14 protein-coding genes are annotated in these 13,992 nt (G+C 64.5%); 4 read left to right on the forward strand and 10 right to left on the reverse strand.

Annotated elements, in window-relative coordinates; all coding sequences use genetic code 11:
* The first annotated feature begins 165 nt into the window (after positions 1 to 165).
* Both GDH07_RS25290 and GDH07_RS25295 read left to right on the forward strand, forming a co-directional pair.
* Positions 166 to 2,718, forward strand: a complete 2,553-nt coding sequence (locus GDH07_RS25290) for a PAS domain-containing hybrid sensor histidine kinase/response regulator (RefSeq protein ID WP_152899260.1) — start codon at positions 166 to 168, stop codon at positions 2,716 to 2,718.
* A 39-nt stretch (positions 2,719 to 2,757) separates the two neighbouring features.
* Positions 2,758 to 3,033 carry a peptidylprolyl isomerase gene (locus GDH07_RS25295; protein ID WP_011061856.1) on the forward strand — a complete coding sequence of 92 codons (276 nt, stop codon included), beginning with the start codon at positions 2,758 to 2,760 and terminating at the stop codon, positions 3,031 to 3,033.
* A 62-nt stretch (positions 3,034 to 3,095) separates the two neighbouring features.
* On the opposite strand, the gene GDH07_RS25300 is transcribed toward GDH07_RS25295, so the two are convergent.
* The 7 genes from GDH07_RS25300 to GDH07_RS25330 form a co-directional block, all read right to left on the reverse strand.
* Positions 3,096 to 4,013 carry a sugar kinase gene (locus GDH07_RS25300; protein WP_152899261.1) on the reverse strand — a complete coding sequence of 306 codons (918 nt, stop codon included), beginning with the start codon at positions 4,011 to 4,013 and terminating at the stop codon, positions 3,096 to 3,098.
* A 71-nt stretch (positions 4,014 to 4,084) separates the two neighbouring features.
* Entirely contained in the window at positions 4,085 to 5,302 is a 1,218-nt protein-coding gene (locus GDH07_RS25305; RefSeq protein WP_152899262.1) for an amino acid deaminase, read from the reverse strand.
* A gap of 47 nt (positions 5,303 to 5,349) precedes the next feature.
* Positions 5,350 to 6,114, reverse strand: a complete 765-nt coding sequence (locus tag GDH07_RS25310) for an IclR family transcriptional regulator (RefSeq protein ID WP_022639350.1) — start codon at positions 6,112 to 6,114, stop codon at positions 5,350 to 5,352.
* Positions 6,115 to 6,175: 61 nt separating this feature from the next.
* Positions 6,176 to 6,562, reverse strand: coding sequence for a RidA family protein (locus GDH07_RS25315; protein WP_022639351.1), 387 nt, complete (start codon positions 6,560 to 6,562; stop codon positions 6,176 to 6,178).
* Positions 6,563 to 7,097: 535 nt separating this feature from the next.
* Positions 7,098 to 7,643: a hypothetical protein gene (locus GDH07_RS25320; RefSeq protein WP_152899263.1), complete on the reverse strand. Its 546-nt coding sequence runs from the start codon at positions 7,641 to 7,643 to the stop codon at positions 7,098 to 7,100.
* Positions 7,644 to 7,830: 187 nt separating this feature from the next.
* Positions 7,831 to 9,264, reverse strand: coding sequence for an RtcB family protein (locus tag GDH07_RS25325; RefSeq protein WP_152899264.1), 1,434 nt, complete (start codon positions 9,262 to 9,264; stop codon positions 7,831 to 7,833).
* Positions 9,265 to 9,423: 159 nt separating this feature from the next.
* On the reverse strand, positions 9,424 to 10,392 hold the full coding sequence (locus tag GDH07_RS25330) for a hypothetical protein (RefSeq protein WP_152899265.1): 969 nt from the start codon (positions 10,390 to 10,392) through the stop codon (positions 9,424 to 9,426).
* 220 nt (positions 10,393 to 10,612) lie between these two features.
* Between GDH07_RS25330 and GDH07_RS25335 the strand changes: the two genes are divergently transcribed.
* On the forward strand, positions 10,613 to 11,185 hold the full coding sequence (locus GDH07_RS25335; RefSeq protein WP_152899266.1) for a type 1 glutamine amidotransferase family protein: 573 nt from the start codon (positions 10,613 to 10,615) through the stop codon (positions 11,183 to 11,185).
* Here the strand turns inward: GDH07_RS25335 and GDH07_RS25340 are convergent.
* The 3 genes from GDH07_RS25340 to GDH07_RS25350 all read right to left on the reverse strand — a co-directional run bounded on the left by GDH07_RS25340 (position 11,182) and on the right by GDH07_RS25350 (position 12,995).
* On the reverse strand, positions 11,182 to 11,577 hold the full coding sequence (locus GDH07_RS25340) for a hypothetical protein (RefSeq protein ID WP_022639355.1): 396 nt from the start codon (positions 11,575 to 11,577) through the stop codon (positions 11,182 to 11,184). The genes GDH07_RS25335 and GDH07_RS25340 overlap by 4 nt on opposite strands.
* A gap of 69 nt (positions 11,578 to 11,646) precedes the next feature.
* On the reverse strand, positions 11,647 to 12,480 hold the full coding sequence (locus GDH07_RS25345) for a hypothetical protein (RefSeq protein WP_152899267.1): 834 nt from the start codon (positions 12,478 to 12,480) through the stop codon (positions 11,647 to 11,649).
* Positions 12,481 to 12,602: 122 nt separating this feature from the next.
* On the reverse strand, positions 12,603 to 12,995 hold the full coding sequence (locus GDH07_RS25350; protein WP_152899268.1) for a hypothetical protein: 393 nt from the start codon (positions 12,993 to 12,995) through the stop codon (positions 12,603 to 12,605).
* A gap of 177 nt (positions 12,996 to 13,172) precedes the next feature.
* Between GDH07_RS25350 and GDH07_RS25355 the strand changes: the two genes are divergently transcribed.
* Positions 13,173 to 13,721: a P-loop NTPase family protein gene (locus tag GDH07_RS25355; RefSeq protein WP_152899269.1), complete on the forward strand. Its 549-nt coding sequence runs from the start codon at positions 13,173 to 13,175 to the stop codon at positions 13,719 to 13,721.
* Positions 13,722 to 13,992: the final 271 nt, after the last annotated feature.

A 13,992-nucleotide genomic window follows, 5' to 3' on the forward strand; every position in this document is an offset into this window, starting at 1 on the left:
CGCTCCTGCGGGCGCTGCGCGATACCCGGCGCTGGTCATCCAGCGCCAAAGCGGGTGAAAATGACCATGCCAGAACCGCCTACACTCCATCCGTTTGCATAGGCAGCACGACTTCACAGGCTGTCGGTCATTGCGCAATACCGCTGCACCCAGGACTCCCCCGATATGAATGGTTCCCACCACGGCAGCGAAGCCGCCACCCTGATTGCCCGCCTGGACTGGACGACCACGGCCCTGGGCGACTCCCGGCAATGGCCGCAGAGCCTGCGTACCGCGGTGGACATCGTGATCCATTCCCCCATGCCGATGCTGCTGCTCTGGGGCGACGAGCTGACGCAGATCTACAACGACGGTTTCGCCCTGCTGGCCGGCAACAAGCATCCCAAGGCCTTCGGCTTGCCAGCGCACCTGACCTGGCCAGAGCTGAAGGACTTCACCGACCCGATCTACCGCGCCGTGCTCAACGGCCAGGTACGCAGCTTCAGCGAGCAGCGTTTCAACCTGCAGCGCACCAACGGCACGGCCCATGACGTCTGGCTGGACCTGACCTACAGCCCGATCCGCAACGAACACGGGGCCGTGGCCGGGATCCTGGTCACCGCCATCGAGACCAACGAGCGCCGGCGCATCGCCCTGGAGCTCAAGCAGCGCTCCGACGACAGCCTGCGCGCCCAGCACGAGACCGAGGAACGCCTGCAACTGGCCCTGGCCGCCACCGACGCGGTGGGCACCTGGGACTGGGATATCGGCGAGGATCGCTTCATCGCCGATGCGCATTTCGCCCAACTGCACAGCGTCGATCCGCAACGCTCACGGCAACTGCCCATCAGCGAGTACCTCAAGGGCGTGCATCCCGAGGACCGGGGCATGGTGGCCCGCAGCATCAAGCACTGCATCACCCACGGCAGCGAATACGCCGAGGAATACCGCCTGCAACTGGCCGACGGCCAGGTGCGCTGGGTCTTCGCCCGGGGCCGCTGCTACAAGGATCACCACGGTCGGCCGACGCGTTTTCTCGGCGCCGCCCTGGACCTCACCGAACGCAAGCAGATGGAACAGGCGCTGCGCCAGGGCCAGACCGAGCTGCAGTTGATCATCAACGCCATGCCGGCGCTGATCGGCTACGTCGACCACGAGGAACGCTTTCGCCTGAACAACAGCGCCTACCTGGACTGGTACGGCTTCACGCCCCAGGAGCTGTACGGCAAGACCATCCGCGAAGTGGTGGGCGAAGAGATCTACGCCACCCGCGCCGAGCAGATCGCCGCCGCCCTGGCGGGCAAACCGTGCAGCTTCGAGGCCGACTCGCCCCATCGCGACGGCCGAGCGCGCCACGCCTTGACCCGCTTCCTGCCACGCCACGGCGCCGATGGGGCAGTCAACGGTTTCTATATCTTCGTCTACGACGAGACCGAGCGCCGGCAGACCGAGGAAGCCCTGCGCAACCTCAACGAAACCCTGGAAGAACGGGTCAATCGCCGTACCGAGGCCCTGGCCACGGCCAACCAGCGCCTGCAAAACGAGATGTTCGAGCGTGAGCGCGCCGAAGACGCCCTGCGCCACGCACAGAAGATGGAGGCCGTGGGCCAGCTCACCGGCGGCATCGCCCACGACTTCAACAACATGCTCACCGGCATCATCGGTAGCCTGGACCTGATGCAGCGCTACATCGACAACGGCCGCAGCAACGAGATCGGCCGCTTCACCGAGGCCGCCATGTCCTCGGCCAAGCGCGCCGCGTCCCTGACCCATCGCCTGCTGGCCTTCTCCCGTCGCCAGTCCCTGGATCGCCGGCCCCTGGACCCCAACCAGCTGGTGCGTTCGCTGCAGGACCTGTTCAACCACACCAAGGGCGAGCACATCGAGTTGCAGTTGCGACTGGCCGACGGCATCTGGCCGGTGAGCACCGACGCCAGCCAGTTGGAAAACGCCCTGCTCAACCTGGTGATCAACGCCCGCGACGCCATGCCCGGTGGCGGCCGGCTGCTGATCGAGACCGCCAACAGCTACCTGGACGGCAGCGACATCAGCACCCTGGAGCCGGTCAAGGCCGGCGACTACGTCATGCTCGGCGTCAGTGACAACGGCGCGGGCATGAGCCCGCGGATCCTGGCCAAGGCCTTCGATCCGTTCTTCACCACCAAGCCCATCGGCCAGGGCACGGGCCTGGGCCTGTCGATGATCTACGGTTTCGCCCAGCAGTCCGGCGGCCACGTGACCATCAACAGCGAACCGGACCACGGCACCTGCGTGCGCCTGTACCTGCCGCGCCTGTATGCCGCGCCCCTGGAGCACGCCGAATCCGGGACCCTGGGCGAGCCGCCCCAGGCCATCGCCGGGGAATGCGTGGTGGTGGTCGAGGATGATCCGGCGGTGCGCATGCTGGTGCTCGATGTGCTGAGCGAACTGGGCTACCGCGCCTTCGAGGCCGAGGACGCCCGCAGTGCCCTGCCCTTCCTGGAGTCGCCCATGCGGGTCGACCTCTTGGTGACCGATGTCGGCCTGCCGGGGATGAACGGCCGGCAACTGGCGGAGATCGCCCGCCAGCATCGCCCGGGGCTCAAGGTGCTGTTCATGACCGGCTACGCGGAAAAGGCCGCCGAGCGCCAGGGTTTCCTGGAGCCGGGCATGGACTTGATGGCCAAGCCGTTTTCCATCGAGGAACTGGCGCAGAAGATTCGTCAGATGATCGGTCGCGAAGATGGAATTCAGGCATAATCCGCGGCCGCCGTATTCCCGCTACAAGGTCACCCGCCCATGAAAGCCCAAGCCCGCCATATCCTGGTGAAAACCGCCGAAGAAGCCGAACAGCTCAAGCAGCGCATCGCCAAGGGAGAAGCCTTCGACGTGCTGGCCAAGAAATACTCCACCTGCCCCTCCGGCAAGCGCGGCGGCGACCTGGGCGAAGTGCGCCCGGGACAGATGGTCGGCGCCATCGACCAGGTGATTTTCAAGAAACCCCTGCGCACCGTACACGGCCCGATCAAGAGCAAGTTCGGCTACCACCTGGTGCAAGTGTTCTTCCGCGACTGACCGGTAGCCGCTGCCGAACCCGCGAGACTGGGCCAAGGCCCGTACGCAGCCTGCAGCAGCGGCTACACCGAGTGGCGAGGGATCAGGGCACCTGGATACTGGATCACCCGTGCCGCCAGGCGATGCCCGGCTTCGGCGGCTGACACCGGCTCCTGGCCCGACAAACGCGCGGCCAGGTAGGCGGCGCTGAACGAATCCCCCGCCGCCGTGGTATCCACCACCTTTTCCACCCGCTGCGCCGCTACCTGGTACAGGCCCTCGCCACAACGCACCCAGCACGGCTGGGCGCCGCACTTGACCACCACTTCGGCCAGCCCCGGATAGGCCGCCAGCACCGCTTCAGCATCGGCATGGCCGAACAGCGCCTGTTCGTCATCCAGGGTCAGCAGCGCCAGGTCGACCTGCTCCAGCACCTGCTGGTAGGCCTGCCGCGCCTGTTCCACGGATGCCCAGAGCCTGGGCCGGTAGTTGTTGTCGAACACCACCCGGGCCCCGCGCCGGCGGGCCTCGGGCAACAGTTCCAGCAGCCGGGCACGACCTGCCTCGCCCAGCACCGCCAGGGTGATGCCGCTGAAATACAGCACGCCGTAATCGCGCAACTGCTCCAGGATCGCCCCGGCCGCCGGAGTGGTGAAGCAATCACGCACCGCCGCCTCGTTGCGCCAGTACAAAAAGCGCCGCTCGCCACGCTCATCGGTCTGGATGCAATACAACCCCGGCAAGCGCCCGGGCAGGCGCTGGACCTTGTCCAGGCCGATCCCCTCGGCGGCCCAGGCCTGGCACATGGCTTCGCTGAAACTGTCGTCGCCCAGGGCGGTGACGTAATCGACCCGGGCGCCCTCGCCCAGCTCGCGGGCCAGGTACACCGCAGTGTTCAAGGTGTCGCCGCCGAAGCTCTGTTGCAGGTTGCCGTCGGCGCGGTGTTGCAGTTCGATCATGCATTCGCCGATCAAGGCGATGCGCAGGTTGGCGGTGTTCATGATGAAGGCATCTCTGGCGAGTATTTGTGTTGTCGGGGAGGACATCATCACCTGCGCAGCAGGTGCCAGAATCAGAAGCAGGTCTCGAGGTTTTCCAGGACCCGCAACTGCTCGTCCACCAGCAACCCGGTGCGCCACTTGTCGAACGTCAGGCATGGGTGGGACGTGCCGAAGGAGAGGATGTCCCCCACCCGCAGCTGTACCCCAGGGGCGACGGTGAGGAACGCATGCTGGTCCATGACCGCGGTGACCTTGCAGCCACTGACGTCATCCCCGGCGCCCGCCTCGGCCCCGGCCCGGTAGCGCCGCAACGGCAGCGGCAGGCCGGCGTCATAGGCCACGTCGCGCTTGCCCAGGGCCACCACCGCGAAGCCCGGCTCCGGCAGCGACTGCACATGGGCCCAGACTTCCATCGCCGGGCGCAGGCCTTCGTCCAGGTCGCTGCGCCGGTCCAGCACGCAGCACTGGGCCTCTTTGTAGATCCCATGGTCATGGGCCACATAGCTGCCCGGGCGCAGCACGCTGAGGAACCGGCCCTTGGCGTTATGGGTCTTAAAAGACTCGGCGATCAGGTCGTACCAGGCCGAACCCGAAGCCGTGATGATCGGCTGCTCGATGGCGAACAGGCCGTCATCTTGCAGGTCCACTGCCAGGCGCACCAGGGAGTCGGCGAACCGGCGAATGCCCGCCACCGCCTGGTCGCCATGGATCACCCCCTCGTAGCCTTCGATCCCGCATAGGGCCAGCGCCGGCTGGGCCTTGATCGCCCGAGCCAGTTCCATGACCTCCTGCTCGCTGCGGCAGCCACAGCGCCCGCCCACCACGCCGTACTCGATCATCACCTTGAGGGTGACGCCGCGCTGGGCGAAAAACGCCCCCAGGTCGGCCACGTTGTCCGGGTGATCGACCATGCAGTAGAAGTCGAAATCCCCAGCGGCCAGCAACTCGGCCACCAGCGCCATGTTCGGCGCACCCACCAGTTGGTTGGCCATCAACACCCGGCGCACGCCATGGGCATAGGCCGCCCGCGCCTGCACGGCGGTGGCCAGGGTGATGCCCCAGGCGCCGGCGTCCAGCTGTCGCTGGAACAGCCCCGGCATCATGCTGGTCTTGCCATGGGGGGCCAGCTCGGCGCCGCTGGCGCTGACGAATGCCTGCATCCAGCGGATATTGTGTTCCAGGGCCTCGCGATGCAGGACCAGGGCCGGCAGGCTGACATCCTTGAGCAAGCTGGCGCCAGTGGCGGCCGCGCCCTTTTGCACCAGCGGCAGATTCGAAACAGAAGACATGTGGCTACTCCTTGGCAAAGCGGCCAGCGACGGCCGCGGGGTACACGTTAGTCGTTGATCCGCCGGGCCAGGCGATCGGCGCTGTCGAGCAGCACCTGGCGATAGTGGCGATAGTTGGCCTGTGCATCGGCCCGGGGCGCGACGATGCACAGGGTACAGACACACACCCCGTGTTCGTCGCGCACCGGCGCGGCAAAACAATGGGTGAAGGTGTCGGCGACGCTGTCGAAAGAGAAGAAACCTTCCTCGCTGGCCTGGCGGATTTCCCCAAGGAAGCGCGCCAGCGGCAGGCGTTCGCCGCCAGGCAGGATGAAATCGCCCTCGTCGATCAACTCGACGATCTGCTCATCACTCAAGTGCCCCAGCAGCAAGCGCCCGGACGCGGTCCAGGGAATGGGCGCGTTCTCGCCGATGTCCGAGGAAATGCGAAAGTGCCGCTCGCCCTCCTTCATCAGCGCCACCGTGTACTTGCGCCCATTGAGCAGGCACATCTGCGCGGTTTCGCCGGTCTGGGCGACGATGTCCTGCAGGGCCTGGTCGGCTTCGCGGCTCAGGTCGAAATGCCGCAAGTGCGCCTGGCCGAGAAAGTACAGCTGGCGCCCCAGGTATACATGCCCGTCGCGCCCCACCGGCTCCAGGATGCGCCGCTCCAGCAGGGATTCCACCAGCTCGTAGACCGTGGACTTGGGGCTGCCCACGCCCTTGGCGATATCGTTTGGGCGCAGCGGCTGGCCGACCTCCTTGAGGAAATCGAGGATATCGAACGCCCGGTCCAGGCCCCTGGCCCGGCGCTTGATGTTGTCTTCGCTCATCTTCGTACCATTCCCAAAGCACTCCCATTCACGCCTCGACTTGCCGCTTGCAGCTAGCCGCTTACCGCTGCTTGTAAGCCACGCAATCGATCTCGACCTTGCAGTCCACCATCATGCTGGCCTGCACACAGGCCCGGGCCGGCGCATGCTCGGGCTTGAAGTACTCGCCGAAGACCTTGTTGAAACTCCAGAAATCCCGCGGGTCCTCCAGCCACACGCCAACCCGCACCACATCCTCCAGGCCATAACCGGCCTCCTCGAGAATCGCCACCAGGTTGCGCATGGTTTGATGGGTCTGCTCGACGATCCCGCCATGGATGATCTCGCCATCCAGCGCCGGCACTTGGCCGGACACATGCAACCAGCCATCGGCCTCCACGGCGCGGGCGAAAGGACGCGGCTGGCCACCGCCTGCGGTGCTACCGGTGCCGTAACGGGTAATGCTCATGGGGTTTCTCCTGGTTGAAGGTGGCCATCCACGACCACGCCTGAGAGCTCCGAAGCCCATCGCAGCAGCGACGGGCTCCGAACAATATTTCCGCTATAACGGAATTTAAATCGTAACAACGGAATATTTCCGAAGTCTGCCACACAAACCAACGGCGACAACAGAGGAAAATCGAACGCGTCCTCTCAGCCCCTGTAACCGCTGTCGAGCCCGAGCGAGGCTGCGACAAAGGCCAAAGGACCTGCGGCGGATTGACGATCCCAGCGGCCGCTGCGCACCCGTGCGCAGCCTGCGGCAGCGGCTACACAAGGCGATGCCAGGGCTTTCGCTCTGCTTAGATTTGCTTTGGCTGCTGATCTTGAAGGCCCCGTTGACCACGATGGCCGAACGCAGGCATTGAACCGTGGGTGACCCGGCAGGACGCCGGGTCAGCCGCATTGGGCCATGGATCAATGCCGAAGAGAGAGCATGTCGAGCCTAGGCGAGGCACCGAGTGGAGGGGCAAGCGTTTTTGCTTACTTTTTTGGCGAAGGCATCAATCAAAGTCGGAAACGCACAACACCCACCAGAGATTCCGAGCCCCCTGACACACCACATAAGCGGAAGAAATCGTCGACCCCCGGGTCAACTCACACCAATCGAGGCTGTCAAACCGATACACCACAAGCTCGGAAAACGGCGCCGGAAACACTGCCTCCAGCGCCTCTCCCACCAACTTCCGGGCACTGGCCTGGCCCAACCCGCGGGTCGAGTGATGACAGCCGCCTCGCAGCACCACCGCCAGCAACGAGCCCTCGAACTCGTATCGATTCAGCAGGGAAAAAGGTCCGAAACCAGGCTCGACCTGCCCGATCGCAGTCGACCCGGCGAAGTCGCTGAAACGCTCCAGAAACTCGGCCAGTCGCCGCCTCTCACCCAATACCTTGATGCAAGGATCTGGCTTGAAGAAGCTGGAAACCACCTCGCCACACTGGGCAAGCACGGCAAGCAGTTCGGCAAGGGGTGGCTTGTCGACGACGAACTCGCTGGCACCTGTCAAAGGCGCTCCCGCCTCGTGCTTCAGGTTCTGATCTTGACTCATACTGGATACCCGACTTTCAACGCAAACAGGCAATCGCCCTGGCGGCTAACGCGTCTCGGGCGTTGGCGGCCGCCGATGACTGCAAGGGCAACGCTCAGAACGAACAGGCCAGAGGGGGCGACAATGTAGCGGCCGCCTACCTGAACGGCAAATCCGCAAGCCATCGCGCCCCAAGCGCCCATCGCTTTTACGCCTTGAAGGTCAACACCGGCGAAAACCGCGCAATCACCGAGACCGTCTCCTCCTCCACCTGGGAACGAATCACCTGCCCGATCTCCTTGTACGCCCCCGGCGCCTCCTCGATCATCCGCTCCTCCTTGGTGGTGATGCACTCCACCCCCTGTAACCCCAGGAACGCCTTGTCCCGCTTGGCCCGCACTATCACGTCGCCGCGCGACATCGAACGCCCGGCGCCGTGGCTGGCCGAACGTACCCAGCGTTCGTTGCCCAGGCCGGTCAACAGATAGGAATCGTGACCCATGCTCCCGGGAATCAGCAACGGCTGCCCGGCATAGGCCGGGGTCGCGCCCTTGCGGTGCACGTTGCCCACCTCCTCACGCAACACGATGTTGTGCGGCACATCGACGATCAGCGGCGCCTCGATCCCCGCGCCGAACACCTGCCGGGTGCGCTGGCGCACCATCTCGGCGATCAGCGCGCGGTTGGCATCGGCATAGTGCGCGGCGCTGTGCATCGCCAGCAGGTACTCGTCGGCCATCTCGCCGAACAGGGCGAAGATCTTCGATTGCGGATGCTTCAGGCCCGCCGGCCACAAGGCCTTGGCCTTGTCCATCCAGCGCCGGCCGACATAGAACCCGACATCCCGCGAGCCGGTGTGGATCATCATCACCACCTGCCCCACCGCCAGGCCGTGGGTAAAGCAGGCCTGGCGATCCACCAGCTCGGTAACCACCTGGATCTCGACGAAGTGATTGCCGCCGCCCAGGGAGCCCAGGCCCGGATCACGAAGAACCTGCCGCGACCGGTCCTGCAAGGCTTCCGGGCCATAGGCGGCGCGACCTCGGGCAAAGGACGAGCCATGCAGGCCGGCCAGCTCACGCTGCAACTGGGCGAAATCCGCTCCGGCGAACAAGCCCACCGGAGCCTGCTGCCGGACCTGGGCCCAGAAATCTCCCAGGCCCGCCTCGAACAACGCGCTCATGGCTTGCGGGCTGGTGGGAATGTTGCGCGTGCCTTCCAGCAGGTCGCCACGCACCAGGGCGGTCCACTTGGCCTTCTGCGCCATGAACTGCTCATAGTCCAGGCCCAGCTTGTGCAGGCGCATGCCGCAATTGATATCGGTGCCGATGGCCTGGGGCACCACCAGGTCGTGGCTGGTGACGATCACGCTGCCCACCGGAATCGAGCTGCCGGTGTGGAAGTCCGGCGTGGCGCAAGCGCACTTCACCTCGCCGCCATGGGGGTGGGCGACGCGGGCGAAATCCATGAGCTGGGTGATGGCCTTCTCTTCGATGGCAAAACCTTCGGGCAGCAGCAAATCAGCCTTGAGCCCGGCGTCATTGATCGAGGAGATGGAAAGGGAATTGGAATTCAGGCGTTCGATGGCCACCCCGGAACGGGCGAGCTTGTGCTGAATTCTCTTGAACGGTACTTGGGTCATATTCGACTGCTTTTCTTGGACGCAACAAAACAACCACCCTTTTGGTGGCTGGAATTGTCTGGTCAGCAGCGAAACTTAGACGGCGCATATGGTGATGAGCCCGAGGCTTCATGTAAATACCCGCCGGCGATTTTTTTGTCGTCCAGCCCCGAACTGGTCCTACCTACGCTTGGCCTGGAAAGCGCTCAGCCCCTGCGTCGCGGGCTCCATGGCCAGTTTGCTGCAGTCGTCGGTCACGTCCCGGGTCACCTTGGCCTCCTCCAGCGAACAGGCCTTGCCGACCGCGTCGGTGGTCTCTTTCTGCCAGGTGGCGAATACATCGACCGCACTGGAGGTTTCCTTGAAGATCGCCTCGTCGAGCTTCTTGAAGACCACGTCGGAGCAGTAGGTGTAGATATTCTTGAGGGCCGTGGTGTTGTATTTTTCCTGGCGGAAACGGTACTGCTTCAAGGTATTGCCGACCTTGCAATCACGCTCCCGTTTCAAGCGGTACAGGCTCAACTGCGGGTCCTGCCGCAACCTATCGGGCCAGATAGCCTGGTCCCAATCATTTCTCACCGAATAGGCGGCCGTCAGCGCAAGGTCGTGGACCACCGTGACATCCCGGAGCTTCTCGATGGTGTTGCGGAAGGTTTCCTGGCTATCCAGGCCGGCCGGCACCACCACCCGCCCCAGGTAGTCCCGGGCGTCGGGGAAGATCTCATTGGTCTTCAGGAACACCGCGTCGTAACTGCGCTTGCGCTCATTGACCATTTCAGTGGTGAAGCCCCAATTCAACGCCGACCCCAGCATGCTGCCCTGCAGCAGGCGCGCTCGATGGGCCTGCTTGTACTTGAGATAGACGCCGATGTTCTCGGCATGGCGCAACTCGCGCTTTTGCTGGTCATCCTGGATCCGGGAGACCGTGAAGGATGCGAAGAAGGAAAAGGCCCCGGCAATCAGCGTACCCACCGCGACCGGCCCCAGCAGGTACTTGAACAACTGGTCCCGGTATCGCTCCTTCCTGGCTGGAAAAGAGCGCAGCGCAGCCTCCTTTATGGAGTCCAGGGCAATCTGTTCGACGGCGCGATTGACATAGCGCTCGAGTTTTTCGTCGACGGCCGGCTCATTTGCAGACCCCTCGCCCATTGAACACCTTCCTTGGCAGGAGCAACCCCGCCAGCGACCATCCTGATCGACTTGCAGCCCCAGGCCACGGGTTCACAAGCGCCTTGCCAAGAATCGATGGCGATGCGCCACCTCATGTCTTGAAGCCTAGACCAAGCACCGGAACATGCAGCCGCGATGTAACATGCAGCGAGCTGCCCTGATGCACCTCAACCTCCATTTATTCCAGCAAGGATTGCCCATGCCCCGCGCCATCACCCTGCTCACCGAAGACTTCGCCGACTGGGAAACCTCCCTGATCAACGCCACTGCCCGGGCCTACTACGGTTTCGACTGCCGCTACGCCAGCCCCGGCGGCACGCTCGTCACATCCATGGGCGGCTTGCGAGTGACGCCCGACCTGGCACTGGAGGACATCGACCTGGAGCAACTCGACCTCTTGATGATCTGCGGCGGAACCTTCTGGCAGAGCGGCCAGCCCCTGGAGATCGGCGCCCTGCTGCGTGACGCCCAGGCACGCGGCATCGTGCTCGCAGGAATCTGCGACGGCACCCGGGTCCTGGCCCAGGCCGGGGTTCTCGATCGCCTGCAGCACACCTCGAATTCGGCAGCCAACCTGCTCTCGGTGAACTACGGCGGCGCCGCGCATTACCAGGATGTAGCCCACGCCGTGGCCGACCAGCGCGTGATCACCGCGCCGGGCAGCGCCCCGGTGAGCTTCATGGAACAGATCCTGCGTACCTTGGGTATCGACGATCAGAACCTGCAGGACTACATCGCCCTGCACGCTGCGCAACACCGCCGGCAAGGCTAGTCGGCCAGCGGGTTATCCACCGCCAGCACCGCTTCGTAGTGCCCGCTGTCAGGCGCGAAGGAAACAAAGTCCTCGAGGCCGGGCTTTTGCAACCACAACCGCCCGCAGCGGCTGCACTCGTAGGCCGTGGAAGTGCAGGCCAGGTAGACGCTGGACAAGCGATCCTCGAAATACTCGGTGGGCTGGGGCCGCCAAGGGCCCTTGGCGTACTCCCGGTCCAGCAGTTCGTCGACCTTGCCGGCGCTGGCGGCGACCAGCAGGTCGTTGGCCAACTGCGCCGCCCCGGTGAAGAACTCCTGCTCCTGCCCATCGGGCAAGATCGCCGCCTTGTAAGGCAGGTCGTCAGTTTGGTCGACGATGACATGTCCGCAGCGGCAGGCCAGTTTGCTCACAGGGGTTAACCTCGATGTGGATTGCACAAAAGATCGAGGGCATCGCTGCTGCGCTACCCTCCCGGGCGGTTATGGCAGCGGCGCCGCTCCGGAGTCTTGCCCCTGGCCTGGTCGATACGAGTCGACCTTCCATGGGGAGTATTCCAACTCCACCCGAAACTGCTCCTGCGTGGGCCGCAATACAAGGAAAACCGACATTCGCTGCGGGTCCAGGGTCATGCAGCGCGCCTCCAGGCGTTGTCGCAGGCCAGGGTCCTGCCTGAAATCTTCCTCTCGCCCATCAATGGCCACCAGCTCGACCTGGCAATCGACCACTTGCCCCTGCTCATTGGCTCGGGCGCGCATACGGGCGGTACCGATGCTGTCCAGGGACTCCTGGGCGAACAGCCGATGCCAGAGGTACTGCTCTTGCAGCGCGTACCCGCGGACCGTTGCGCGAATCTTCTGCTCCTCCATCGGCCGCGACTTCGGCTGCGGGAAGACCACCGGCAGCACTACTTGCAGATCGTCCCCGGGAGCACTGGCGAACAACTGCGCCCCGGCCCTGGGAAATACCATGTTCCAGCAGATGCTCTCCAGCAACGGTGCAAGCCTGCGGTTGTCCGGAAAACGCTGCAGGGGATAGTCGGGCAATGCCTCGGCGGAACAACCGACTACCGCGTTGCGACGATCGATCAGCGCATGCAGGGCCAGGCCGCCGACCCAGTCATCGACGTTGTAGCGGTTCACGCCCTGGTTCAACACCCGCTCGAAGCTCGAAACAAAGCCGGCCATCTGTTTAGCGGCCTGCTGCTCGGGAGTGGGCGCCGAGGTGCCTTGGCAACCGGCGCCGAGCAGCAGGCCGGCCAGCAGCAAGCCCCCTGCGACAAGCCGCGGCAGGCATTCAAAAGATCGGTAGTGCACGGTTCGCTCCATGGGCCTGCCCAGGCCCCGGGGCCCGCAGCAGGTCGAATCATCCAGGGGCCGGGAGCATATAGGCTGGCGCGAAGACACACAAAAGCTTGTTGCGCCCCGGCGACTCCGACTCAGGGACGGCTGCCCTTGACCCCCAGCACCTGCTCCAGGTGCCGGGCCTCGGCGTCCGACAGCGGCGGTGCGGGAAGCGCTGCGCCCTGCTGCTCGGATGCCCGTCGCGCCGACACCGCAGGCTTGATCCTGGTCACCCGATTACGATTCGAGCTGCTTGCAGGATACAGCGCCTCATCCAGGCACTTATCGCGCATGCCCTGGCTGGACAAGCCCTGGCAGCCCTTGCCATTGGACAATGCACGAGCACCGCAGGTGGCCTTGCTGTCCGGGTCTTGCAGGTCGATGCAGCTCAAGGAACCGAAGCCATGCCCCAATACAGAGGCCGCATCCTCCCCATGGGCAATACCGGCGCACAGCAGCAATGGAGCTAAAAGCAGTAAGACGCGCATATGACAGGAGCCTCCCTGGCGGCCGGACGCTCCAACGGAGCCTGCGGCCTGGCTAAGTAAAAGCCCCGTTCTAGCAGGCGAAGATGAACATTTTCCGTTCCCTGGACACAAATAGCGGCCCAACGGCCTGCGCGATGGCATGCTGTCGCCCCTTGCCTGGCTCTGGAGGAGCAGCCCTTGAATCAACGCATCTACCTGATCGGCGCCTCGGGAGCCGGCGTCAGCACCCTGGGTACTGCCCTGGCCCGGCACCTGGGCTTGCCCCATGTCGATGTCGACGATCACTACTGGCAACCCAGCGACCCGCCTTTCGTGCAAGCCTGGCCCCCGGAGCGACGTGTGCAGAACCTGAGCCGCGCGCTGGGGCGCGAGCCCTGGGTAGTGTCCGGGTCCATGGATGGCTGGGGCGATACCCTCATCGCCCAGGCGGACTGGGTGCTGTACATCGACACGCCGACGCCGCTGCGCCTGGAACGCATCCGTGCCCGGGAACGCCAACGCTTCGGCCCGCGTATCTTGCCCGGCGGCGACATGCATGCCCGGCACCTGGCCTTCCTCGAATGGGCGGCAGCCTACGACAACGGCACCCGGGAAGGGCGCAACCGCCCACGACACCAGGCGTGGCTGGCACGGCTCGAGCGGCCCCAGGGGCATATCGACGGTTCGGTATCGGTACCACAGATGCTGGGGCAAGCCCTGGCGATCATGGCCAGGAGCACTTGCTGATTGCCGTCACGGACCAGGGCATCGGCCCTGGATGACTGAAGCGCCCACCGATCGGCAAGCGCCAGAATTGGATACGCCACAAGGGCGTCTCAATGGAACAGGGAAGACGCCGCCCAAGCGAAGCACGTCAAGACCAACGCCATTCCCATTACATACACCGCCAACGCACGACCCACGGAACCACCCCACGCAACAGACTCTTGACTTGCAGCCGCTCGACGAACGACCAATAGCGCGCATTCTAGCAGCGAGCGCCGTCATATTGACACGC

This window comes from Pseudomonas piscis (assembly GCF_009380155.1).
In the GTDB taxonomy this organism is placed as follows: domain Bacteria; phylum Pseudomonadota; class Gammaproteobacteria; order Pseudomonadales; family Pseudomonadaceae; genus Aquipseudomonas; species Aquipseudomonas piscis.